20 protein-coding genes are annotated in these 22,951 nt (G+C 60.8%); 1 reads left to right on the top strand and 19 read right to left on the bottom strand.

Features of this window, described 5'->3' with window-relative positions; translation table 11 throughout:
• Positions 1-59: 59 nt before the first annotated feature.
• The 3 genes from clpX to tig form a co-directional block, all read right to left on the bottom strand.
• A complete protein-coding gene (clpX, locus tag BLV47_RS10145) occupies positions 60-1,343 on the bottom strand; it encodes an ATP-dependent Clp protease ATP-binding subunit ClpX (protein ID WP_016965273.1) in 1,284 nt (427 codons plus the stop codon).
• A 106-nt stretch (positions 1,344-1,449) separates the two neighbouring features.
• Positions 1,450-2,091 (bottom strand): ATP-dependent Clp endopeptidase proteolytic subunit ClpP, encoded by a 642-nt coding sequence (gene clpP / locus BLV47_RS10140; RefSeq protein WP_044464003.1) that lies wholly within the window; start codon positions 2,089-2,091, stop codon positions 1,450-1,452.
• 92 nt (positions 2,092-2,183) lie between these two features.
• Positions 2,184-3,494 (bottom strand): trigger factor, encoded by a 1,311-nt coding sequence (tig, locus tag BLV47_RS10135; RefSeq protein ID WP_092312895.1) that lies wholly within the window; start codon positions 3,492-3,494, stop codon positions 2,184-2,186.
• Between the two features lie 718 nt (positions 3,495-4,212).
• Here tig and BLV47_RS10130 point away from each other — a divergent pair.
• Positions 4,213-4,536, top strand: a complete 324-nt coding sequence (locus BLV47_RS10130; RefSeq protein ID WP_092312892.1) for a hypothetical protein — start codon at positions 4,213-4,215, stop codon at positions 4,534-4,536.
• 1 nt (position 4,537) lies between these two features.
• Here the strand turns inward: BLV47_RS10130 and BLV47_RS10125 are convergent, their stop codons facing one another.
• The 16 genes from BLV47_RS10125 to BLV47_RS10050 all read right to left on the bottom strand — a co-directional run bounded on the left by BLV47_RS10125 (position 4,538) and on the right by BLV47_RS10050 (position 22,948).
• The gene (locus tag BLV47_RS10125) at positions 4,538-6,160 is read right to left on the bottom strand and encodes a hypothetical protein (protein WP_092312889.1); all 1,623 of its coding nucleotides are present in this window, start codon (positions 6,158-6,160) and stop codon (positions 4,538-4,540) included.
• A 22-nt stretch (positions 6,161-6,182) separates the two neighbouring features.
• Complete coding sequence (gene terL / locus BLV47_RS10120; RefSeq protein WP_092312886.1) at positions 6,183-7,808, bottom strand: phage terminase large subunit; 1,626 nt, start codon at positions 7,806-7,808, stop codon at positions 6,183-6,185.
• Entirely contained in the window at positions 7,798-8,133 is a 336-nt protein-coding gene (locus tag BLV47_RS10115) for a hypothetical protein (protein WP_092312883.1), read from the bottom strand. The genes terL and BLV47_RS10115 overlap by 11 nt, the downstream gene beginning before the upstream one ends.
• 1 nt (position 8,134) lies before the next feature.
• Positions 8,135-10,699, bottom strand: coding sequence for a hypothetical protein (locus BLV47_RS10110; protein WP_092312880.1), 2,565 nt, complete (start codon positions 10,697-10,699; stop codon positions 8,135-8,137).
• An 85-nt stretch (positions 10,700-10,784) separates the two neighbouring features.
• A complete protein-coding gene (locus tag BLV47_RS10105) occupies positions 10,785-12,686 on the bottom strand; it encodes a hypothetical protein (RefSeq protein WP_092312877.1) in 1,902 nt (633 codons plus the stop codon).
• Complete coding sequence (locus tag BLV47_RS10100; protein WP_092312874.1) at positions 12,683-14,701, bottom strand: hypothetical protein; 2,019 nt, start codon at positions 14,699-14,701, stop codon at positions 12,683-12,685. The genes BLV47_RS10105 and BLV47_RS10100 overlap by 4 nt, the downstream gene beginning before the upstream one ends.
• Positions 14,702-14,704: 3 nt before the next feature.
• Entirely contained in the window at positions 14,705-15,217 is a 513-nt protein-coding gene (locus BLV47_RS10095) for a hypothetical protein (protein ID WP_092312871.1), read from the bottom strand.
• Between the two features lies 1 nt (position 15,218).
• Positions 15,219-15,608: a GNAT family N-acetyltransferase gene (locus BLV47_RS10090; protein WP_167365638.1), complete on the bottom strand. Its 390-nt coding sequence runs from the start codon at positions 15,606-15,608 to the stop codon at positions 15,219-15,221.
• A 65-nt stretch (positions 15,609-15,673) separates the two neighbouring features.
• The gene (locus BLV47_RS10085) at positions 15,674-17,824 is read right to left on the bottom strand and encodes a phage tail protein (protein ID WP_092312866.1); all 2,151 of its coding nucleotides are present in this window, start codon (positions 17,822-17,824) and stop codon (positions 15,674-15,676) included.
• Positions 17,824-18,405, bottom strand: coding sequence for a phage connector family protein (locus BLV47_RS10080; RefSeq protein ID WP_208605252.1), 582 nt, complete (start codon positions 18,403-18,405; stop codon positions 17,824-17,826). The genes BLV47_RS10085 and BLV47_RS10080 overlap by 1 nt, the downstream gene beginning before the upstream one ends.
• 71 nt (positions 18,406-18,476) lie before the next feature.
• Positions 18,477-18,938 carry a hypothetical protein gene (locus BLV47_RS10075; protein WP_092312863.1) on the bottom strand — a complete coding sequence of 154 codons (462 nt, stop codon included), beginning with the start codon at positions 18,936-18,938 and terminating at the stop codon, positions 18,477-18,479.
• A gap of 41 nt (positions 18,939-18,979) precedes the next feature.
• Complete coding sequence (locus BLV47_RS10070; protein ID WP_244168854.1) at positions 18,980-19,846, bottom strand: phage capsid protein; 867 nt, start codon at positions 19,844-19,846, stop codon at positions 18,980-18,982.
• A gap of 201 nt (positions 19,847-20,047) precedes the next feature.
• Entirely contained in the window at positions 20,048-20,899 is an 852-nt protein-coding gene (locus tag BLV47_RS10065; RefSeq protein WP_092312857.1) for a hypothetical protein, read from the bottom strand.
• The gene (locus BLV47_RS10060; RefSeq protein ID WP_092312854.1) at positions 20,896-21,144 is read right to left on the bottom strand and encodes a Bbp19 family protein; all 249 of its coding nucleotides are present in this window, start codon (positions 21,142-21,144) and stop codon (positions 20,896-20,898) included. The genes BLV47_RS10065 and BLV47_RS10060 overlap by 4 nt, the downstream gene beginning before the upstream one ends.
• Positions 21,141-22,745: a portal protein gene (locus tag BLV47_RS10055; RefSeq protein WP_092312851.1), complete on the bottom strand. Its 1,605-nt coding sequence runs from the start codon at positions 22,743-22,745 to the stop codon at positions 21,141-21,143. The genes BLV47_RS10060 and BLV47_RS10055 overlap by 4 nt, the downstream gene beginning before the upstream one ends.
• Positions 22,742-22,948 (bottom strand): hypothetical protein, encoded by a 207-nt coding sequence (locus BLV47_RS10050; RefSeq protein ID WP_092312848.1) that lies wholly within the window; start codon positions 22,946-22,948, stop codon positions 22,742-22,744. Before BLV47_RS10050 ends, BLV47_RS10055 begins: the two co-directional genes overlap by 4 nt.
• Positions 22,949-22,951 lie beyond the last annotated feature (3 nt).

The following is a 22,951-nucleotide window of genomic DNA, read 5'->3' as shown; positions in this document are numbered from 1 at the left end:
TAAAGACGCTAAAAGGAAAGGGGCCCGAAGGCCCCTTCTTTTAAGCAACACCACGACACTTACGCGTCTGGAGCAGCCTTGGCCGTCGGCTCACTGTTCTCATAGATGTACAGTGGCTGGGACTTGCCTTCAATAACGCTTTCATCGATCACTACTTTACTCACCTCGGATTGCGAGGGGATCTCATACATAGTATCGAGTAGAACACCTTCGAGAATCGAGCGCAGACCACGCGCACCAGTCTTACGCTCAAGTGCTCGCTTGGCGACCGACTTCAATGCGTCAGTACGGAACTCCAGGTCCACACCTTCCATCTCGAACAACTTTGCATACTGCTTGGTCAGGGCGTTCTTCGGTTCAGTAAGAATCTGAATCAAGGCAGCCTCGTCCAGCTCATCCAGCGTCGCAAGAACCGGCAGACGACCGACGAACTCCGGGATCAGACCGAACTTGACCAGATCGTCAGGTTCAACTTCACGCAGGGACTCACCGACCTTCTTGCCCTCTTCCTTGCTGCGAACTTCGGCGTTGAAGCCAATGCCGCCACGGGTAGAGCGGTTTTGGATAACCTTCTCCAGACCCGAGAAAGCGCCGCCGCAGATAAACAGGATGTTGCGAGTGTCGACTTGCAGGAACTCCTGCTGCGGATGCTTACGACCACCTTGAGGAGGAACGGAAGCGACCGTACCCTCGATCAACTTCAACAGAGCCTGCTGAACGCCCTCGCCGGAAACATCCCGAGTAATCGAAGGGTTATCAGACTTGCGGGAAATTTTGTCGATCTCATCGATGTAGACAATGCCCATCTGAGCTTTTTCTACGTCGTAATCGCACTTCTGCAGCAATTTCTGAATGATGTTCTCAACGTCCTCACCTACATAACCGGCTTCGGTCAGGGTGGTTGCGTCGGCAATGGTGAAAGGCACATTCAACAGACGAGCCAGGGTTTCCGCCAAAAGCGTCTTACCCGAACCTGTAGGCCCGATCAGCAAGATATTGCTCTTGCCGAGTTCGACATCGTCGTTCTTTTTGTCACGCTGATTCAGACGCTTGTAGTGGTTGTATACCGCTACCGCCAGAACCTTTTTCGCACGCTCCTGACCAATCACATACTGATCAAGGATGCCGCTGATTTCTTTAGGCGAAGGCAATTTATGCGCGCTGCTTTCGGCCTGTGCCTCCTGCACCTCCTCACGGATGATGTCATTGCACAAGTCGACGCACTCGTCGCAGATAAAGACCGAGGGGCCGGCAATCAATTTGCGTACTTCATGCTGGCTTTTGCCACAGAAGGAGCAATAAAGCAGTTTGCCGTTGTCCTCGCCGTTGCGGGTGTCAGTCATTCGATCGATCCAAATCCGATAGGCTTGCAACACAAGATGAAGGCAATTGCGGGCTTTTTCAAGTCCGCAGGCGGCCAGTTAAATAAGCCGCCTACATTTGAGTTGCTTAGGCAGGCATTTGACGCTTGTTGATCACGGAGTCGATCAGACCGTACTCCGCGGCGCGCTCGGCGCTCATGAAGTTGTCACGCTCAGTGTCACGCTCAATGGTTTCAAGGGTCTGACCAGTATGGTGAGCCAGCAGCGAGTTCAGGCGCGAACGAATGTGCAGGATTTCCTTGGCATGAATGTCGATATCCGACGCCTGGCCTTGGAAACCGCCGAGCGGTTGGTGAATCATCATCCGCGAGTTAGGCAGGCAATGGCGCTTGCCCGCGGCACCGCCAGCGAGCAGGAACGCCCCCATACTACATGCCTGACCGATGCAGATCGTCGAAACGTCAGGCTTGATGAATTGCATGGTGTCGTAGATCGACATGCCAGCAGTCACCGAGCCACCTGGCGAGTTGATGTAGAGATGGATGTCCTTGTCCGGGTTTTCCGCTTCAAGGAACAGCAGTTGCGCCGCAACCAGGTTGGCCATGTAGTCCTCTACCGGGCCAATCAGAAAGATCACTCGCTCCTTCAGGAGGCGCGAATAAATGTCATAGGCGCGTTCGCCACGGGCGGACTGCTCGATAACCATCGGGACCAGGCCGCCTGCGGCCTGGATGTCAGAGCTCTGCTGATAATAAGAATTGCGGGACATGTCCTGCAGTCACTCCCAAATAGTCATGTCTTGAATACGCATAAGCCAGCACGAAGGCTGGCTTATGGTGTGTGCTTCGAACGAAAAAAGGATCAGTCGGCTTGAGGTGCTTCTACCGGCTTGACCGCTTCTTCGTAAGAGACCGATTTGTCGGTCACGCTAGCTTTCTGCAGAACAGTATCCACAACTTGCTCTTCCAGCACAACAGAACGGACTTCGTTCAACTGCTGCTCGTTCTTGTAGTACCAGGACACGACTTGCTCAGGCTCCTGATAAGCCGAAGCCATTTCCTGGATCAGCTCGCGAACGCGGGCTTCATCAGGCTTGAGGTCGAATTGCTTAACCACTTCAGCGACGATCAGACCCAACACCACACGGCGCTTAGCCTGCTCTTCGAACAGCTCAGCCGGCAATTGATCAGGCTTGATGTTGCCACCGAATTGCTGAACAGCTTGAACGCGCAGACGATTAACTTCGTTGTCCAGCAGCGCTTTCGGCACTTCGATCGGGTTGGAGGCCAACAGACCGTCCATAACCTGATTCTTCACTTTGGACTTGATAGCCTGACGCAGTTCGCGCTCCATGTTCTTGCGAACTTCGGCACGGAAACCATCCAGACCTGCTTCCTTGATCCCGAATTGAGCGAAGAACTCTTCGGTCAGCTCAGGCAGCTTAGGCTCGGAAACGCTGTTGACAGTAACAGTGAACTCGGCGGCTTTGTTGGCCAGATCCAGGTTCTGATAGTTCTCAGGGAAGGTCAGGTTCAGAACACGCTCTTCGCCAGCTTTAGCGCCAACCAGACCGTCTTCGAAACCAGGAATCATGCGACCGGAACCCAACACCAGCTGAGTGCCCTTAGCCGAGCCACCTGCGAAAGCTTCGCCGTCGACCTTGCCAACGAAATCGATGTTCAGTTGATCATCGTTCTGCGCAGCGCGATCAACCACTTCAAAGCGAACATTCTGCTTGCGCAGGATTTCCAGCATGTTGTCCAGGTCGGCATCAGCCACTTCAGCGCTCAGGCGCTCAACAGCGATGTTTTCGAAACCGGCAACGGTGAACTCTGGGAAAACTTCGAAAGTGGCAACGTATTCCAGATCCTTGCCCTTCTCCAGCACTTTAGGCTCGACCGAAGGAGCGCCGGCTGGGTTCAGCTTCTGCTCAACAACAGCTTCATAGAAAGAAGCCTGGATCACGTCACCTACTGCTTCTTGACGCGCGTCAGCCTCATAACGCTGACGAATCACGCTCATTGGAACCTTGCCAGGACGGAAGCCTGGGATTTTGGCCTTTTGGGCAGTCTGCTGCAGACGCTTGTTGACCTGGCTCTCGATGCGCTCAGCCGGCACGGTGATGCTCATGCGGCGCTCAAGAGCAGAAGTATTTTCAACAGAAACTTGCATGGATATTCCTCGTTGCACAGACGTTAGCCGGCCGTTTTCCGACCCCAGAATCAAGGGCATGCATTCTAGTGGGTCAAACTCAAGAAGTCACCATACTGAAAAAGGGTGAAATACGACCGACAATGTGAAGGCGGGGACAAAAGGTTGAGCCTCGCCATGAGAGCAATTACTACAAATCCAGCCAGGTGCTCTAAACCAATCCTTCTATATATAGAAGGGATCGACCAGACCACCACTGACAGACACCAGCCAACAGCCGAATTCAAACACCTGACGACCAAGAGCGGATCTGGCACCACCGGCCAGCCCACTACAATGCGACCAAACACAGCATCGAATCCAGAAACGAAAACGGCGCAGCCCCTTTCAGGTGCTGCGCCGTGATCTGCTATTAACTAGCTACTTTAATGGTGCGGACGAAGAGAACCGAATCTAGGCTCGAAACCCTTGCCACACAAGGCTTAGTAGAAAGCGACACTGGCCAGCGTACTACCTGCTGTACTGATTTGCTGACGCTGGACCAGAGCAACAACGCTCAAACTTGGCGCGATTCTACACGGCTTCGAATCTGGCGCTCGCATTTTTTGCCTTCCTGATCAATGACCTACCCCGCCCGACAGCTCGCCGATTATGCGGCTGCAGCTCGTCGCCTTGAATCGCCGCCCCTCGAAACCTCGATTACTGTATGTACATACAGCATTGGATTCGAGGTAGTACCGTGCACACTGAAGACGCCGACGATTGGCTGGGCATACCAACGCCCCTTGAAACCAGCAAGCAGCACATCCTGCTGCTCGAAAACGAAATTGCTGAGCTGAATCAGCAGCTCCGCGCCGCCCGTGAGAACATTTTCAAACTGGTCAACATGCAGGCCCAGACAGAGCGGGACCGCGACGAAGCCCTGGGCCGGCTTCGTGAGCGCTCGGGAGAAGCGGCGCGACTGCGTCAGCAGGTCCGCGACCTGGAACTGCTGGGCAGAGCAAAGGACAGGGCCAACGAGGATCTGCGCAAGCAGATACAACCGCCGGCCCGGGCCAGGTGACTCACTCTGTGAGCTTAGTGCCGTACAAGTTGATCCAACCATTGCCACTGTATTGCACAGCACGTAGAAGGCGGCGCGTGGCACCCGTGTCCTCGAACTTGCAGACGGTCCAATTTCCAGTGCTGGACCCGATATACATAGTGGTTCCTGCCGGGAACTCAGCCAGCTCTCGGAGGCCGTTGACAGTCATCAGGTTTGACCCCCCGGAATAAACCGTTACGAACGTTTCATAGTTCCACACGTCATCATTCAGGGCGATCAGACTGCCGTTGCCGGAGCTTCCAGTCCACAGCGTGTATATGCCATATCGCTTCGTTTTCAGTCGGTTGTTCCACAGAGGGGTCAGCTTGTTGTCGATATCCGACTTCATCGCGGCGTAGGAAGTGGCAAGGGAATTCGCCTCAGCGGCCCCCAGCGGCGTGATAACGCCGAATAGGCGGGTCATCCAGCCGCCCTGCGCGTGGGTAGGGAAAGTCTCGCTTCCAAACCGCACGGCGCCACCGGTCTTGCCCTGGGCGGGAGACGTGCGTAGGGCGCCTGACGATGGGTCCACGTTTGCGAAGTACGCCCCCCTCAGGTTACTGGAGCCGCCCGATGCCGCAGGATACTGCGGGTGCTCAGCAAGAAACCATCCAGCTGTTGCAGCGTGGTCGTGATCCTGGATTTGATCACGGCGGATAACGCCATTCCCGGCTGCACCGCCCCCACGCAGAAACGTCGCACCGACGCTGCCGGGGCTCATGCCGTTCAGATCCCGCATGCGGAACTTGCCCGGGCTTGAGTTCGCGACGTAGCAGCCGCGCACGCTCGGGTCGGCCTGCCACTGTGCTTCGGTTACCCGCGGCCACAGGCCAGAGTCGATTGCAGCAGCAAAATCCGGGTACAGCGCCCTGTCCAACTCCTGCCCATCATCAAGGGCAAACCCTGCAAACGGCTGTAAGCGATAGCCCCAGGCCGACATGCCGAGCTGCAGGCCGGCGTCTGCCGCCGATTTCGCCGACGCTGCAGCAGCACTTGCCGACCCAGCCGCCGCATTCTTCGAAGCGTTCGCGCTTGAGGCCGAGCCCGCAGCATTGTTCGCTTCTACCCATGCGGCATCAGCGGAGGCCTTTGCAGCAGCAGCAGACTCCAGGGCCAGGGCCGGCTGCTGCTCGATCTGCTCGATCGTCAAGCTGGAGGCGACAGGATCGCCCGCAGCACTGAACCCCAGAAGCTTCTGGCTGCGTAGCGCCTTGAGCGGAATTGAAGGAATGCCCTCTGGCTCAAGGACTCCGACGGTTAGCGCTCGACCGCTATCTCGATTCAACTGCTTGACAGCGAGCCATAGCCGGTCGAAGTCGTGGTTAATCGTCTTCGAAAGAAAATCGCCGTTCATCTGGTAATCGGCCAGGCGCTGAAAGGTCATAACCTGCTGGAATAACAAATCCCCGTTTGGAGCCGCGGAGAATGTGCATGAACTGGTGGGATTGCCGACTCCGGTCAGGGTGAACCCTGAAGTAACAGGCGCTCCATTGAGGGTGATCCGCAGGTCTGCCGCATCGAGCAGCAAGAAAGGAATGGCGTAGACGGTGGCTACGCCATTGGCGGCGTAGCGTTTGAAGGTTGGTCCTGGTTGTACTGACATGCTGCCCCCTGGTGCAGGCGGGCTAGTAGTCGACCTGAACGTCATGTGTGCCCGCGCTTGGTCGCCAATCGTCGCGCCGCACCTCTGTCGGTTTCCCGACTATCCGGCCTATCCGCACTGGGGTCTGGGCAATCGCGCCGGCGCCGGAGTCGATGTAATCGTCGTCCTGGTTGGTCAGCGCTGGGTTGAAGTCGCGCATCTGGTCCCAAATCGTGCGCAGGACATCGACGTGGGCCCACAGGAACCTGGCCGACAGTGGAGACTCGAAGGCATCCAGGATGCGCTTCTGCTTGTTCGCGCTTGAATGCTCCTCACCTACCCCGCAGCCGGTGCCCTTCAAGGCTTGCTTGAGGATCGACGGCGCGAAGCCGCCCGGGCCGTTCGTCTCGATGATCACCCGCGGGATCTGATGATTGATGACCAGTTCGCGTATCTGGTGGACCTGGCCACCGATGATCCGGTCCCGGTCGTCGAACTCTGCGATTTCGCCAGTGAGGCCAACGGCCAGGTGCCAGTACAGCTGGCCCCGGGCGTCGGTGAGGATCAGCGAGAAGGCCGAGGCATCCGACTTGATCTTGCCCAGGGAACAGTCCCAATAGGCCACGGCGCCGACGATCTGCGTGCTACCCAGGTACATGGCCGCCGCGTTGTTGGCGTAGCGCATGGTCGGCTGCACGTCGTAGGGGATGATGCGGGCAGGGTCCAAACGAACCTCCGTTACAGGCTTCGAGTGCAGCTGGTACTGCGAATCCCATTCGTTGATGGTGCGGGTCTTCTTCCTGCGATCGGCCAATTCCCGAGCGTCGAAACGGTCTGGCCAGGCACACCCGGCGTAGCAGTCCACCAGTCCACCAGGTGGAGAGAAGAAGGCTATGCCAGTCTTGGTGATCTGGTAGTCGGTGCCGGCAACCATCAGCCGGGAGTTTTTGCCAATGCCCTGGAACACGATTTCAGGGATGAACGGTACGTCATAGACGGTAAGTTTGGCGTCCTCAATTCGATGCTCCTGACCGAACATGCGGATGGTCAGGCAATCAGCCCCTAGGCTCTCGACCTCGTCGTAAAGACTGTCATGGGTGTGGGGTGTACCAATGTAGAGCTGGCGGGCACCTGGCACCATGATGTGGACCTGCTCGCCCAGGCGATATCGCATTTTCTCCCGAGCCTCGGGCGTCTGGATATTGCGCGGCACCTCGACGTCGTCGTTCTGGCACTCATCCGCTCGGGCCGACGTGACGTTCGACAGAATACCTTTCGCGAACATGCTGGCATTTCGATGGTCCGTAGCGCCCAATACCCACCATTGTTCAACGGTTCCTTGGCCGGCGGGCAGCAGGTGCTTAGTAAGAGGGTGATTGCGAAGCACATTCTGCGTGTCGCGGCTGGTCTTGTAGGCCGTAGGGTCTGACTCCGACTGATGCAGGATTCGATAGGCTGGGTCGAGGTAGTACCGCCAGGCGTTGTACACGGCCAGGATGGTGGACTTGCCGAACCCCCGGAAACAGCGAAGCACCGCAAGGTTTCCACGGTGCTCCAGCCAATGGCACGCCCGGACATGCACGTTCGGGACTTTCCAGCCCATGCGGCGGGCCCACATGAGGAAGAACGCCAGCAGGGAGATATACGGGCGCTTGGGCTCAGTGGACATGACCACCCTGCTGCGCCTTCTCCAGCAGCGCGACGGCTTCCTGCTCGGCTCGGGCAATGTCTTTGTCCATGCCCTCCTCTTCCTCGTTGGGCGCTGGGGCGCCGGCACGATTCAGCGTGCCGCAAATGTTCATGACCTTGACCAGCAGCGTCATGGTCGCTGCAGCGTTCTTCTTGCACCAATAGCGGTCGCCCCGTTCATCTTTGGTCAAATCCGCCAGGAGTTTTCCTGCCCCAGGCCATTGCTTTGGGTCAGCCTCTTGAATCACAACTTCGGCCAAGTCCTCGGCCAGGTTCTGCATGCGGTCCAGTTGATCGCTTCGCATATCAGCGTCCCCCTACTGCGGCGCCAAAGCTCGGCGCCCGATCTGGCGAGGTATCGCCCGGCTCCCACCAGAACGACTGGCCGAACTCCTTCCGGGCGCGCTGCTTCATTCGCCGCAGGTAGCCAGGCGAGAAGTATTCCTGCAGCTGGTTAAAGATGAGGTGGTCGGTGGCTGCCTTGGTGTACCAGAGGTTGGCACCAGGGATGTGCGACTTGGCGAACGCAACCAGGTTCCCCCCGACCTTGTCGCCGTCGCCTTCTGCAGCATTACCCTTCAGCTGCGACAATGCATCGATGTCACTCGCTATCGGCCCCCCCAGGGATGCCACGAACGACCGGCCGCCCTGGGTGGTGTTGGAGAACAGGAAGTCGCCGTAGAGCCCCAGTGAACCACCCTTGAGAAATGCGGCCAGGCCGAACTGCAGGCCCGGGACGCCAAGGGTCTTGTCGCTGGTGATGTCCTTCGGATCTCGGCCCATCACAATTTCGCCCAGCTGAATGGCCATACCACCCAGCACCGTGGTGGTGGCGGTGAGCGCAGCCAGATACCCGGCCTTGCCCCAGCCTTCCTGGGCCATTCCGCGCCGGGCATGCCGCATCATCATGGCTATGGAGAAGCTCTTGAACTGCCAGAACGAGCGCACCAGCTCGCCTTTCCAGGTTCCGCGCTCGACCCCGCCGTGCATCAGCGCCTTCTCTCGGGCGCCGGGCTCGATGATCGCCATGTTGGTTTCGTCCAGCACGGTGCCCAGCAGCTTGGTGGCGGCCTGGTCCTTGAGGCGTTGCGGCGTGGTCTTGAGCTGCTTTGCCAGCGGCACCAGGTCTGCGTCCTTGATGCGGTAGATGCTGCCAGCAGTCAGGACAGTATCGCCGGCCCCGCGCCAGTCCTCGGGCTGGGCCAGGCGCCAGACTGACCAGTCCGTCTCGGTGACCCCCTGGCCGATCAGGCGCTTGCTGTCCGCCGCGTCCATGGCCGCCAGGCTCTGGTGCCGGCGGGACATATCCCCGAGGGTATCCATCATGGTCGCGCCGAAAGCCCGCTGCGTGCCGGCGGTCAAGGCGTTCATACCAGAGGCCTGCAAAACCTTGCTCGCGGTGGTCTGGCTGAATTTCGCCACCCTGCCGGCGATTGCTTCATTGGTGCCCAGGCCGTCGGCCCCGTAGCGGTTCAGGCTCCCAATCAGCTGATTCAGGCCCAGGCCGGCACGCTGCGCCAGGCGACGGTCGGCAGCGTTGGCCGGGTTGAGCATGCGCAGCTCATTTGCGAACACCTGCATTACCGGCATTCCGTTCATTGAAGCTGTAAGGCCCAGGGTGCCCTGGTCGGTGATCGATGTGATCACCGCAGAGCCCAGGCGGCTGGCGACGTTCAAGGCGCGGTAGGTGTCAAACCCGTTGGCCAGCGCAGCAGATACCGGCGGCTCCCGGGTGCCGGCCACTTCCTCATACAGGCTTTCAATGTGCTTGCGCTGTTTCTCGACTGCCCCCCGGGCCTTCTCGCCCTTCTTGCCTGGGATTGCCAGAGCCTTGTCCGCCTGCTGTTTCTGGCCTTCCTCCAGCCAGTAGCGCATCTGGTGGTTGGGGTTTGGGCCCAGGGCCTCTACCAGGGCAATGTCACGAGCGGCCCGATCTACGTGCCCGATCAGCAGTTCCAGCAGGTTCTTGTCGCCGTAGGCCTGCTGCGCGGCGATGAAGCTCTCAGCGTCCTTGTAGTGGATCTGGCGCGACTCGCTGCCACGGTTGGCCCGCATTCCGTTGCCAGCGACGGCCCCGGGCTGCAGCTTGTTCAGGCCGCCAGTGGCCAGGGTTTGCCAGGCGTGGCCGAGGAAGTCCGCAAGCTGCACGTCGTTCATCGGCGAACCGTCCTCGTTCATATACTTCGAACGGTTTGCCCACTGGATATGGTCGTTGACCCACTTCGCCCGGTTCTGAGCGACCTTCACCTGGGAATGGTCCCGGGGCATGGCCCAGTCATCGAGCAAACCAACGTCCCCACCTGCACGGTTGAAGCGCTGGCGCAGCTGCTCGGCGATATCGCTGAACGACTTGGCCGCAGCCTTTGCCGCGGCGCTGCCACTGTCCTGGCCGTGCAGCTCGCGCACCAGCGCCAGATTGCCCTGCTGGTCCTGGAGTAGGCCCAGGAACTTGCCCTTGGTCTGGTCGATCACGTCGAGCATCCGCGACAGAGCGTCGTCGCGGATGGCTCGGGTAGCCGACTCGATTGACTGGATGCCGCTTTTCCCGTCGCTGGAGAACGCCAGAAGCCGGTCCAGGCCTTCCAGCGGCTGGTCCGGGAATCGCGCCATGTAACTCTTGATGCGGTCGTGAGCCATGATGGTCAGCGCCACGCGCTTTTTCTTGAGGTTGGCCTCGGCTACGAGGTCCTGCGCCGACTTGGCGGCGGCTTCGTTCAAGCGGTCAGCGGCTGTTTTCGACTGCCAGGTAGCGTCGGTCTGGGCCAGTTGCCGCATATTGCGGCGCACTCGGTCTTCGATGCCCTTGATCTCGGGCTGGGTGAGGGTTCGGCCAATCGCCTGCGTGACGGCCTGGATGCATTCGGGGCGCATGGGCTTGCTCCTTCTGGGGATGGAGCAAGCCTATTGGTGGGAGATAGACGGTTTCCCGACTATTTAAAAGTGATTTTCCCCCACATTAAAAACCCCGCTGAAGGAAGCAGGCGGCAGCTGCAGCGAAGCCCCGGGCATCCTGGTGGGCTGCCTGGATGTCGGCATCAGCCTGGGCCAGTAGCTCGCGGGCAGACACGGTGACCGCATTGCCGTCGGCATCCGTGGCGCCGGTTGGAAGCTGCATATCTTCGGCCCGGGCCAGGATCTCGTCGGCGACAGCGATCTCTGGATCTGTTGCGGCTTTGCCAGGTGCTGATGCAGATTCCTGGGTATCCGTTGCGGGATGACCTGCATCCGTTGCAGGTTTGGCACCTTCCGCTGCAACAACATCAGGCTTGCCGGCCTGCCTTGGTACTCCGATTTCCAGCGGCTTGGCCTGCAGCGTGGGTTCGGCGCGCTCGATATCGTCGAGGATGCGCGTTATCTCCTGGCGGGCAATCTGGGCCATGGTCAGCTTGGTGTTGCCCTCGGCAACGCCTGCGGCCAATGGGGAGCGCTCGAAGCCCTTCGCAATGGCGTCGGCCCTGACATCCATGCGGTCTTGCAAGCGATTCGGTGTCTCACCACGGTTCAGGGCGGCCAGCTCGGCGCGGGCCAGCTCGGCGCTACGGTTGCCGTTCAGCGCATCGTTCAATGAGGTCTGCCGGTCGTTCAGCTCCAGGCGCTCTGCCTCGATGGCCTCCCGGGCTGACTGCTCGGCTCGCTTGCGGCCCTGGCCCTGCTGCTGGAATTCCTTTGCCCGTGCCTTGAACGAATCGTCCAAGGCATCCAGGCTCCGGCCAATCGAAGCCAGTTCGGTCTTCACGTCGCGCACGTTCGGCAGAATGCCGGCGGCCTCCTGTTCCAGTTCCAGGCGCACAGTCGGCTCCAGGTCCTGGCGGGCGGTGGCCAGCGCCATATCACGGCTTGGGGCCGCGACCGGCGACTCGTCAGCGGCACGCAGGAACTGGGCAGAGTGGATGCTTTCAGGCAGCACCACCGGCTCCCCGCGCTGCAACTGATCGATAGCCGTGCGCAGGGCATCCTGGTGAGCCACGGCAGAACGTGGGTTGATCGGCGCGCCCGGGGCTGTGTCGACGTCGGCGTGCTGAATGGTGCGCTCGGTCAACGCTGCGTCGACGTGCTCGGTCGTGGGCCGGCGCATCCCCGCCCGACCGATGCCGAAGAACGCGGCACCCAGCACCGCGTCGGTCAAGATGGCCGTGCCGTCCATGGCCTTGTACTGCTCGGCCTGCAGGTGGTAGCCGTTGCTCTCCAGAAGCGCCCCAGTGGCGCCGCGCCCAGTCATGCCAAGGCCGACGTTTGCGCCAACGGCAATTGCTGCATCCCCGATCACCGGACCGACGAACCGCGCCGCCGGCATCACTGCACCAACCCCCACGGTACTGGCATCGATCAAGCCCTTGAGGGTGGCGGTGGTTTCGTCGATGCCCTCGGCCATGGCCACCTGCTTACCGCTGTACCCTGCTGGCGCACCTGCAGCTACTGCCGCGCCAACCGGCCCAGCAGCAAAAGTACCGGCCACAGCGCGAGGCAAGACGGCGGCAGCCTCGCCCAGGATTTGGCCCACCATGCCGACCTCGGTCGGATCTGGCCGCAGATCCATCACAGACTTTGCCGTTTCCTCACCTATGCGCCGGGCCTCCCCCTCGCCGAACTCCCGCTGCGCCTGGACCTGGCCGTCTTCGAACTCAGGGAAGTACGAGGCGCCCATCGACAGATCCGACTCGATGGCCGCGCTACCCAGCTGCAGGGCTGTGGTCTGAACAGTTCGCCCCGCCTCGATGGCACCACGCAGCAGGCCGGGCCCTATCGTGCTGAGGGCGCCAGTGAAGGCGCCCGGGGCAAGCCGGTCAGTTGTCCGATCCAGCCGCTGTTCCTGGCTGGCCACTTCCCCTTCGTCGACCATCCCATCAAGCCAGCTCATTTAACCCTCACTATCATCGGTTCATTGGTCTTGGGGTCCACCTGGACCCGGCCAGCGTTCAGCAGGTAATACAGCCCCTCCTTGCCTGGTACCGGCGACAGCGGCATGTCTTCGAGCTGTCCGAGCGGAAACTCGGTGCGCTTGGCCAGGCCCTCAAGTTCGATGTCCACCGTTTTGCTGAACATCTTGTCGCTCATGCCGTAGGGCTTAACGACCTTCTGCTTTGCATGCTCTGCAATTCCGCCCGTGATCATGTCGATGGCTTTCTGGGTAGTGGACTTGTCCAGATCGTCGCCTTGCTCATAGGTCTTGCCTGCGGCGCTGGCGGTACTGGCATACAGAGCCTTGAAGCCCTGGTAGGCCTGCTCCCGCTGCGGGGTGCCGGGGGCAATGGACTGGCCGACCTTTTCATCGAAGGCGGCCCGCAGCAGGTTCTCCTTCGGCATGAGCACGGACTTGTCCGCCAGGATCTTCTGGCCTTGCAGCAGCATCTTGGGAACGCTCGCCCCATCCTCGCCTTTCAGGTCGCGGAACTGAGCCATGCCGGCCATCACAGTGATTGGCTGATCGGCTGCCAGGGGTTTGATAGATGCGGCATAGTCCGCCCCGGTTGGTGCGGCCTTGGCGAGGCTGCCGAACAGTTGCAGCTTGGTGGCGTCGTCCGCCTGGGCCAGCATTGCGGTCAGCATGGCCTGCTCGCCGGGCTTCCAGGGGCTGCGTGCCACTTCAGGGCCATAGGCCTTGCGAACAGAGTTCACAACGTCATAGCGGTGGGCCAACTGGTCAGCCAGGCGGGCCTGCCCTTCAGGCGTGGCAATACCGCTAACGTCGAGCGGTTCAACATCCTGCCCGGTGCGCATGGCATTGAAGGTCAGCGGGTCCTCTCGCATCATCTTGACGTTGCTGTCGACTGCGGTTTGCAGGCGGCTCAGGTTCGCAACCTGGGCGGCAGATCCGCCATTCGCGGCCATCTGCTGACGCTTGGTGTCCAGGTACTGCTGCTGTTCCAGGATCGGTTTGCGCAACAGGCCTTGTACTTCCATCATTTCGGCCATGCGTGGCTTGAACTCATCAGCCGCGGACGTGCCGGCCAGGGCTGCCGCCCACTTCTGCTGTAGTGCTGGTGGTGGGGGAACCCCGGTGGCGGCCTGTCGATCCATCGCATTCAGGGTGCGCTCCGCCTTCATTTCACGCATTTCGGCCTGGCGCTGCTGGTGCTCCTTCACCTGATAGATCCGCCCGGTTACGGTGTTCAGCAGCTGGTTACGCTTCTCCGGGTCCAACTTGCGGGAGTAGAAACCGTCTTCGGCGGTGAGGTCGTGCTCGATTTTATGTAGCTCGCCCAAGCCATCCCGCGCCTGCACAACCCGCTGGGTCGCCTGCGTGGTCCAATTGTCGTCCTTGAACTGCTGCTTTCGGGATGCCCACATCTCGCCATAAGCAAGGTGCCCGGCGACATCCACGTCTTTGGCATCCATCCTGGCGTTGATCTGATCGACGTTTGCCCCCGGCAGTGCGGCATCCTTGGCGAGCAAATCCATGCGGGTGGCCAGCTCGCCTTTGGCTGCATCGGTACGGGCCCCCACGGCAATGGCCTTGATCTGGTCAAGGCCACTGTTCTGGATGCGCTTCAGCGAGTTTCCGACCTCGCCCTGCTGGGCAGGATTCAAGCCTGGTGTTTCCAGCGGGTCGAGCTTCGACACAGCGCCGGTATAGGCTTCCTCCAGCTTGTCGTAACTGAGCGCGCCAGTGCGGACCTGGTCATGCAGGTCGCTGGAAATCGTCTTGATCTGCGACTCGCGATCGATAAGCGCCGTACTGGCCTTGACCCGCGCCAGGGCCTCGTCCTCGCGCCGCTGCTGCTGGAGAAAGTCAGTTGCAGCGCCCATCACGGCGCCAGTGGCCTGCTGCGTAGCGCGGGCCTGTGCTTCCGGGTTCGCCGCGATAACGCGGTTCTGGGCAGCCTCTGGTAGCACATTGGCGCGCCCGAAGCTTCCAAGCGGGATCTGTGCCATCGGTTACGCTCCCCCTACAGCAGCGGCAGAGCCATTGCGCCCAGCGGCCGAGGCCTTCCAGGACATCCCCATTTGGGCGCCCGTAGAAAGCACTGTACCGATGGACTGGGCATTGGCCTGCGACCTGGCCTGCGCCCCTGCGAGCCGGTAGTTGCTTGCATCAACCTGGCCCCGGGCTTTCTGCGATTGCCCATTGAGGAATGTCAGCGTCGCGTCCTCTTCAGCGTTGGCGTAAATCTCCTTGTTGATGTTGATCGCCGTCCCCTCGCCCACCTCCACGCCAGATGCCGCAAGCGCCGCATTGGCCTCGCCGGCCTGGTTACGGGCAAGGCGGCGGATACGGTCAGCCTGAACAGTCGCGGCGCTGGCTGCGGCGTCTGCGTCCGCCTGGGCCTGCTCCGCCTGTGAGTTCGCGTTTAAGCTGGCCTGCTTGCCGGACTGCTGCGTCGAGTAGACCGAGTACATTGTGGCTGCTGCCATGGCCGCATAAGCGGCATAAGCCATTGCACCTGTCATTTCAGATCTCCATCATCAAAAGCGGGCCGACATTCCGCAGGCCCTGAGACTCATAAAGCCGGGTAGTTCCTTCGACGTTGACGCCGGTCCCGATGCCCATGTAAATCTGCTTCGCCCCCTTGATCTTGGCCCACTCCTGGAAGGCACGGATCAGGCGAACAGCGACCACGCCATTGCGCTTGGAGGGCTCGACAAACAGCGAATAGTCGTAGGCAATCAGGTCATCGCTGAACCACTGGTCAATGATTCCGCCGGCCATGCCACCGACTACCTCGCCATTGACCTCTGCAACGAACACGACCCCGGCGCCGTTGATCAGCTCATGCAGGAAGGCCGCGGACTTCTCCGGAGAAAAAGCCATCGATGAATAGCTGCTGATCTCATGCAGCATGGTGCCCAGCTCGATCAGCCGGGGAACGTCAGAATGCTTTGCGGCCCTGATCATTTGGGGTTACCTCAATCGTTGATGGTCATTTTTTTGATGACGTTGAGCAGATGGAACGGCAGGGGCTGGTCTTGCTCGATCACAAGGGAGGCCTCGCCCCGCTCCCATCCAAGATTCTCCATACGGTGAACGCCAGTGAATGGCGCCGGCGGCTTGTCGAGCGTGTTCGAACCCAAATCACGGAACGCGATTGGCTGGTCATTGATCTTGCAGCCGATGGTTTCGAGGAATCGCAGCGCGATTTCGCCAACGCGCATGCTGTTGCCCTGTGCGCTGCCTGTGGCGCCTTGAACTTCTGGGGTCAAGGTCTTGATTCTGGTCTTGTAGGGCAGGCCGATCTGCACGGTGTGGGCTTTGCGGCTCAGGGTTACCGATCCCTCGACGACGACCTGCTGCTGCATTACGACGCCATCGGCGACAACATCGACGGTCTTGCCTTCCAGGTGACCCAAGCCAGACCAGGCGGCACTGCCCAATTCACTGGAGCCCTGAATGCCGCCGTCGACCTGGACACCCTGAGCAAAGCGCTCGATGTAGCGGGTCTGCACGCCGTTCACAGTCCGATTGACGACAGTCCACACCTGCTCCCCTCCAGCCACCGGGATGGCCGCGACCGACTCGAACCTGCCATCAGTGATCTGGCGGGCCCAGCCGATAACGTCCTGGTCCCGGTCCACTGTCATGGTGGCCAGCACACCGTCATTGCGAACCATAAACAGGATCGACTCCGGCTCCTGCTGATAGGCCATATCGACCACACCGCTGGTAGTGGCGTGCTCTGACAGCACCGACATATCGGGCGACCCGTAGCTGTCCGAGTCGTATTTGTAGGCCATGGCACGCAGTTTGCGACCGGCCTTCTGCACGAAGTACAGCTCGTTGCCGATCCGAACCGGGCGCACGCTGTTGCAGCCATACGCCGAGGGGTTCTTGGTCTGAATGTTGGTCGGGGTGATCGGCTTCTCCACGCCGCCGGTAGCTGTGAACTCGCCGCCGTAGGTCAACGGAATCAGGGCGTTGATCTGTGCCATGTGCAGGACCGGGTTGATCTGGTCACTGGTCAAGTTGTAGGTCAGCGCGTCGTCGTCCTTAGTGCCCAGCTCGAAGTTCAGGTACTCGCCGATGCGCGATAGCCAGATGGTTTGCGGGTAATTGGGTGAACCGGCAACGGCCAGGCGCTGCATGTACAGCGTTCCGGCCCGGGGGTAGCCATCAATATCGTTCCAGACGGAGCCCTCCAGCGACCAGGCGTTGGCAGGCGCAGGAACGGCAGAGGTGGGAGCAGAACGGATGATTCCGTTTACCGCTGTAGCGGAGGAATAGACTGTGATCTCCAGTAATCCGCCGTTTATCTTGACGAACTTGCCTACATCGTCTGGCCGCCAGCCGGCAGCGCCAAGCGTCATTGTCACAACCGCCCCGACTGGAGAAAAGGCGCTCAGGGTATTGGTGGTTTGCGGCGATCCTTTGAGCGCCCAGGCCGCCAGCGTGGTGGTAGAAAAGGCGTTGAGGACTTCAACGGTGGCCACAGTTGAGTTCGTGACAGACGTGACTTTTGCTACTCCACCGCCCGCCCAGATCTCCCGTCCAACATCAGCCGCCATGAAAGCAGCGACAGCAGATGTTGCCGCACGACCAGGGCCGACCGTTGATGCACCCAGAGTCAGCGCCGTGGCGAAACTGATGCCCTTCTCGTCGAATGGCCGGGTCACAAACGGGGCTGCGGCTAAGGTCCATTCGGTATTACTGGATCGCCGCAGGCGGTAAATCGGAACCCTGGTATGGAACAGGAACATCGTATCCGCGCCCTGCACATACTCCATCGAAAACAGCATGGCCTCGGTGTAAGGACTGGCCAGTTCGACACCGCTATAGGTGCCGTCGGAAAAGAATATCCGCACATACGAGTCGCCAAACTCGCACATGTACGCCTGCGATTCATTGAACACATACGGGATCAAGCGGCAGCGCTTGGCTGGAAACTTGGTCACCCCGGTGAACAGGGTACCGTCGCGGCGAACGCATCCACCGTGAACCAATGGCCACGCGTTCTCGATTATCTCCGCGCCGTTCTGGTATCGGGCAATGTCCACACGCCCAAGCATGCGCGGCGATATTTCGCCGGCTGTAAAGTTGGTCTGGTTGATCGTTGGCCGGGCCATTATCCGCGCGCTCCAAACCGGGAGGCATACAGGTGCTCGTCACCCAGCGTCTGTGGCGGGTCCTCCTGGCCGTCCACGGCTCGGGCCACTTTCTTCGCCATCTCCAGGTCTTGCTTGAGGCTGTCACGAACAGCAGCGGACTGGGTGATGGCGTAGGCCATCGCTGCCGCCATTGCCAGAGTCAACAGCGCGACAAGGTTTGCGTCCCAGGTGTTTTCTATCTCGTTGAGGTAGACGTAGCGCAGTTCCAGCGAAGTGGCGTTCGCCAGGATTTGCCGGCCCTCGACCAAGTAGTCGACCTGCAGGCCGGCCTGGCCAACCTCCAGGACGCGCAGGAAGTCCGCAGGCAACTCGAACTGGTTGGCATAACCGAAAGCAGGTGGCGTTGCATCCGGCGCCAGCAGAACGCGCTTGATCGTGCAGTTCCAGGGATGGGTGCGCAGCAAGTCATTGCGGACGGTGGGATACAAGTTCGCGGCGATCTTCGCCCGGTCCACGGGTTCGTTGAAGTCATTGATGCTCTTGGCGCCAAGCATCAGCAGGGCGTTGGAACAGATCGATACCCCGGTGGCCATGCTCATCTAAAACCTCCAGATAAAAAGACCGGGGCACGCGGCCCCGGTAAGTTGTTCGCCATCCATGGCAACCGCTATCAGTTCTGGCCGGCGTACTGCGCCACCAGGGTGATCACCTGGCCGGCCTGGAGCGCAGCACCCGCGACGATGGAAAACAGCTCGCTCTGGTCGGTGGGCTGGCCCGGGGCAACGACCGCGACCTCGAACAGACCACCGTTTGCATAGACCGCCTCGGCAGTCGCGCTACCAGCAGCAGCTACCGAGGTCGCCGCCAGGTAGCGGGCCTGGCTGGCGACGTCGCCCAGGTTGAGGGTGGAAGACGCCGCGCCGGCGCTGAAGTACAGGCGCGTGCTCGGCATGAGGCGCGTACCGAACGGGATCTGGCCCCATTTGATCCTGTCGCCGACGGCTACGCCGCCAGCTGGCACGGCGTAGGTACTGACCAGCACCTGCACGTCGGCGCCCTGCTGGCTCGGCTTGACCAGTTGCTGTGGGAGAGCTGCCCGAGCGGCAGCCACGGAAGCATTTACAGTTGCCATGGTGATTGGCTCCTTTCGTGAAAGTGGATGACCAAAGCCGCTTACGCGGCCTCGGCGACGGCGATCTCGACGACTTTCTCTTCTTCAACCCGAACCGAGCCGATCGACTGCTTGGCATAGACGCGGGTGTTAAAGGCCTTGCTCGGGTCTTCGCCGACCTTGGTTTTGATTTCTTGGCCTGTGCCCAAGACCACGCCGGACTTGGTCCAGGCGTACAGGCGGCGGGTGGCGCCATCCCACGGGGTGCGCTCACTTGGAATCCAGGTGAAGCCCATCCATTTGCCCTCGATGTCACCATCTTGGAGGAACTTGCCGGCCAGGTAGTCGGCGCTGGTGAGTTGCGGATCGGCCAGGATGTCGGCGGCGGCCTGGGCGCTGTAGGTGATGAACAACTCTTCACCGTTGTGGTTGTCCGCCTCGTTCTTACGAAACATCTTGCGCGTCTGGAGGATCTTGGCCTTGGTCAGACCGGAGCCGCCTACTGCGATCTTCTGGGAGGTGGGCAGGAGAATGCCGCCGGCGGTAGCACGCGATACACCTCCGAAGGCCTCGATAATCACGTCGTCTTTGGCGCGGTTCAGAGCGGCAACCATCGCCTTGACATAGTCAGAGGTCGGATCGACAAGCATGCGGATCTTGTCCTGGTCGTCGAGCATGTCGCCGTCGTCCCAGTCGAACAGGTCAACGAACCGGGTCGAGTGTGGCTGGTCGTTGATTGGGGTGTCGGCGTGGCGCTGGGTGCGACGCTGTGCGGTGCGTTGGCCCATGCGGTTCACGGACTTCGACATGCCCACGATGTTGGGCTCGGGGGTCACGCAGCGCTCAAGACGCGATTGCGTCTGCTGGGCAACGTGCTTGAAGTTGTCCGCGAATTGCTGGATGAAAGCTTCGGTAATTTGAAAAGACATCTGATGCACTCCAATGCAGATTTGGGATTGCCTGGCCGGGTGTCCGCTGCGCGGGCCGGGGTTCCTGGCGTGCATCGGCTTTGCTGCGCCTGGGGCTGTCCGGGTATCTGCGTGCCATCGCAGGCCGGCCCGGTATTGCTACCGGGTGCCTGTGATAGTCGGAGTTGTGGGGTGTCGGTTTCCCGACTATTTGGGCGGGAGTCAGCCCAGGCGGGATTGGGGCTTGCCGAATCGGCGGTTGTACATTTCGTCCAGCTGGGCCTGTACGCCTTTGCGCTTCGGATCGTGCGGGGGCAGCTCCACCAGCAACTGCCGCAGCTCTGCCGCCTTGACGTTGAAGTCGGCCTCGCTGACCGGCGCCCCGCCGTTGATCTGGCTGTCTTCGCGCAGCTCCTTGCCGATGTTTGCTGTGAAGGCGATGAAATCCGGGTCGTTGCCGTACTTGGCCGCCAGGTTCTGGAAGCTACCGGGCTGGCCCTCTGGGTTGGCGAAAGCCTCGGCGGCACGGAAAGAGGCGGTGACGTTGGTCCGCATGGTCTGATCGTCAGTCCAAACCGACTTGAGCGCCGCAGTGCAGTCCTGCTGGGTCAGCTGCACGCCGCCTTCGATCAGGCCCGGGGCCGCCTTCATGTACTCGCCAATCACGTACTGCACCTGGTCGTTGGTCAGGCCCTTGGCATGCGCCCCCTTCAGGAATGACTGGGTGCTCTCGTCGGCCTTGAACTCATCCCAGTTGAAGCCCTCGACCCCTTCCAGCTTGACGGTGTAGTCGTCTGCCGACTTGGGCGGCGCATCGCCGGAACCCATGCGGGATTCCAGATGGCGGTATGCCTCGGCCATCTTGCGGCTGGATGCGTCCAGGTCGAGCGAACCATCTTCCTTGCTGGTGCGGTACTTCTCGGGCATCCAGTCATGGGTGGCACCGCTGTTAAGCACAGAGCCTGCTGGCGGGGTAGCTGCTGGTGGAGTTGCACCGCCGCCGCCATCACCGCCATCGGCGCCGGCCTCGTTGCACAGGTAGTGACCCAGGCGGTTGTGAATGAACCAGTTCATTGGGAATCCTCTTCAGGTTGGTCTTCCACGCCATTGGCGCGATTGATTCGGAGCAGGATGTGGTCCAGCACTTCGCGGTGGCCGGCCTGCAGGTAGGTACGCAGAACGGCGTCAATGCCGCCCACGGTTACAGCGTTCTTGCTGAAGCGCTGGATCAGGTGTTCAAGAACAATCGCGCCCTCGGCGTGCTGCTCGAACACACGCTTGAACATGTCGTCCAGCTGCTCTGGGGTGTATGGGGTCATGCTGCAGCTCCTGGCTGTTGCCTCATTGCGGCCTCGCCGGCCTGTTGCATCATCATTTGCTGCTGCGCCTGCTCCTGGGCGTCCTGCTGTGCCTGGGCACGGTCTGCCCTGATCTTGTCCCTGTCGGCCTTGCTGCGAATGATGGAGTTCGGTACGCCCAGGGCCTCGCCCTTGAAGCGCTGGGCCTCGTCCAGGTCGATGTTGTCCAGAATCGAAGGGTCTTGCGTGGCAGAAACGATGCCCAGGGCACCGGCCACGAACTGGTCAATGGCGTTTACCTCTTCCAGCTTCTGGGCGCGCGCCAGGGGCGACAGGTAGCGCACTGTGAAGTTGCGGCCAGCCAGGCTTTCCGGTGCCTGCCCCAGGATGCCGGCGCGGTAGGCGATGCCGAAGCACCGCTCGATCAGGGGTTGCAGGTACTCGGTTTGCAGGCGGCCATAGACGGGGCCCAGCAGCTGACGGATCAGGTTCACCCGCACATGCACCTCGGTCGCGGTCATCGCCGGGCCGTCCTGGGCCTGGAGCTGGTCGGCCATCAGGATCTTGCGGATCGACGCCTGCAAGCGCTGGATCTTGGTTTCGGCGTACTGGAAGTTGGAGCCGCTTTGCAGGGGCTTCATGCTGTCCACGCTGTTGGCCACAATGATCTTGCGGGGGCCGACCTTCACCGTTCGCGGGTTCAGTACGCCGTCATCCTCGGCAATCCACATACCGGCAATGGCCAGATCCCCGGCGGCGAGGTCCATCCGGCACAGGTCATTCAGCGTGCGCGCATCCGGCAGCGCATCGAACACCGGGCCCACGGCATAGACGCTGTTCGGAATCATCATCCAGCGCGGAACCACCACCGGCATTTCGTGGTAGCCCGACTCGCTGACCATGCGCTTGGCCTCGACCTCGACCTTGCATGACGCAATCGGCATGTTCTTGGCCAGGCGGGCGCCGACCATGTATGTGCTGCGCGGATAGATTGCGTGGATGAACCGCACCATTTCCTGCGGCTTGTCCTGGGCCAGTTTGCGGGTGTTCTCGCTGACATTGGCCTCGCCGAACTCGTTTACCGCCTGCTGGGCAGTGAGCTGGTACTCGCGGTAAACGGTGTCGATCTTCCCGCCAGCCTTTGATGCCGAGCAGTAGACGCTCGCGATTGGCCACAGATCGAACGTGAAGCCGCCCCGCTCCTTGTCGCTATCGATGTACAGGGCGAACCAGCCGGCGCACACCTCGTCGAGCATGCCCTCGAAGGCTGCGGCGTCGAAGTTCGAAGCGTGGATGTTCTGCCAGAGGATGTCGGCCGAGTCGTCGAGCCACCGGCGTTCGTCCTCGGTTTCCTGGCCGACGTCCATGCCGAACCAGAGAGAGTTGGCCGGGGTCAGGCCCGACATGATGCTCGACGACAGAATGCGGGCTGCGTCCGTTGTGGTGCCGTCCAGCATCCGCGCCTTGCGCATTTGCGCCTCGATGGCGGTGATTTGCTCGGAGCAGAAGCCGCTACCCCGGATCGGGTAGCTGTGGTCATAGCAGTCGCGCCAGACCTGCTCATGCGGCGAGCGCAGAGACTTCAGGGTGCTCAACGTTGTGCAGATCTGGGATGCGTTCATTGCCCGAGGGTGCTCTTACCGGATGAGAGAACAGAGCCAGAGCCTTGGGCGCCAGACGTGAGCAGGCTGCTCTCGGCCTTGCGCTTCTTGCGGGTGGCGGTTTCTTCGTTGGCCTTGATGGCCGCGGCATCGGCGGCCTTCTGGGCTTCAATGGCCGGGTCTGGTGGCGGGACCACCTTCGGCGCCTTTGGCTTACTTCCCATGGG

The sequence above is a fragment of the Pseudomonas saponiphila genome (assembly GCF_900105185.1).
Classification (GTDB): domain Bacteria; phylum Pseudomonadota; class Gammaproteobacteria; order Pseudomonadales; family Pseudomonadaceae; genus Aquipseudomonas; species Aquipseudomonas saponiphila.
The sequence above is the reverse complement of the archived record's forward strand: the minus strand, read 5'-3'. Positions and strand labels throughout refer to the sequence as shown.

What these genes read in the sequence shown, in the direction of transcription:
- BLV47_RS10110 (WP_092312880.1), bottom strand. Translation starts at nt 10,699, where the DNA reads ATGCGCCCCGAATGCATCCAGGCCGTCACGCAGGCGATTGGCCGAACC.
- BLV47_RS10055 (WP_092312851.1), bottom strand. Translation starts at nt 22,745, where the DNA reads ATGAACGCATCCCAGATCTGCACAACGTTGAGCACCCTGAAGTCTCTG.
- BLV47_RS10065 (WP_092312857.1), bottom strand. Translation starts at nt 20,899, where the DNA reads ATGAACTGGTTCATTCACAACCGCCTGGGTCACTACCTGTGCAACGAG.
- clpX (WP_016965273.1), bottom strand. Translation starts at nt 1,343, where the DNA reads ATGACTGACACCCGCAACGGCGAGGACAACGGCAAACTGCTTTATTGC.
- BLV47_RS10095 (WP_092312871.1), bottom strand. Translation starts at nt 15,217, where the DNA reads ATGACAGGTGCAATGGCTTATGCCGCTTATGCGGCCATGGCAGCAGCC.
- tig (WP_092312895.1), bottom strand. Translation starts at nt 3,494, where the DNA reads ATGCAAGTTTCTGTTGAAAATACTTCTGCTCTTGAGCGCCGCATGAGC.
- terL (WP_092312886.1), bottom strand. Translation starts at nt 7,808, where the DNA reads ATGTCCACTGAGCCCAAGCGCCCGTATATCTCCCTGCTGGCGTTCTTC.
- BLV47_RS10060 (WP_092312854.1), bottom strand. Translation starts at nt 21,144, where the DNA reads ATGACCCCATACACCCCAGAGCAGCTGGACGACATGTTCAAGCGTGTG.
- clpP (WP_044464003.1), bottom strand. Translation starts at nt 2,091, where the DNA reads ATGTCCCGCAATTCTTATTATCAGCAGAGCTCTGACATCCAGGCCGCA.
- BLV47_RS10090 (WP_167365638.1), bottom strand. Translation starts at nt 15,608, where the DNA reads ATGCTGCATGAGATCAGCAGCTATTCATCGATGGCTTTTTCTCCGGAG.
- BLV47_RS10070 (WP_244168854.1), bottom strand. Translation starts at nt 19,846, where the DNA reads ATGTCTTTTCAAATTACCGAAGCTTTCATCCAGCAATTCGCGGACAAC.
- BLV47_RS10105 (WP_092312877.1), bottom strand. Translation starts at nt 12,686, where the DNA reads ATGAGCTGGCTTGATGGGATGGTCGACGAAGGGGAAGTGGCCAGCCAG.
- BLV47_RS10115 (WP_092312883.1), bottom strand. Translation starts at nt 8,133, where the DNA reads ATGCGAAGCGATCAACTGGACCGCATGCAGAACCTGGCCGAGGACTTG.
- BLV47_RS10075 (WP_092312863.1), bottom strand. Translation starts at nt 18,938, where the DNA reads ATGGCAACTGTAAATGCTTCCGTGGCTGCCGCTCGGGCAGCTCTCCCA.
- BLV47_RS10085 (WP_092312866.1), bottom strand. Translation starts at nt 17,824, where the DNA reads ATGGCCCGGCCAACGATCAACCAGACCAACTTTACAGCCGGCGAAATA.
- BLV47_RS10125 (WP_092312889.1), bottom strand. Translation starts at nt 6,160, where the DNA reads ATGTCAGTACAACCAGGACCAACCTTCAAACGCTACGCCGCCAATGGC.
- BLV47_RS10100 (WP_092312874.1), bottom strand. Translation starts at nt 14,701, where the DNA reads ATGGCACAGATCCCGCTTGGAAGCTTCGGGCGCGCCAATGTGCTACCA.
- BLV47_RS10050 (WP_092312848.1), bottom strand. Translation starts at nt 22,948, where the DNA reads ATGGGAAGTAAGCCAAAGGCGCCGAAGGTGGTCCCGCCACCAGACCCG.
- BLV47_RS10080 (WP_208605252.1), bottom strand. Translation starts at nt 18,405, where the DNA reads ATGAGCATGGCCACCGGGGTATCGATCTGTTCCAACGCCCTGCTGATG.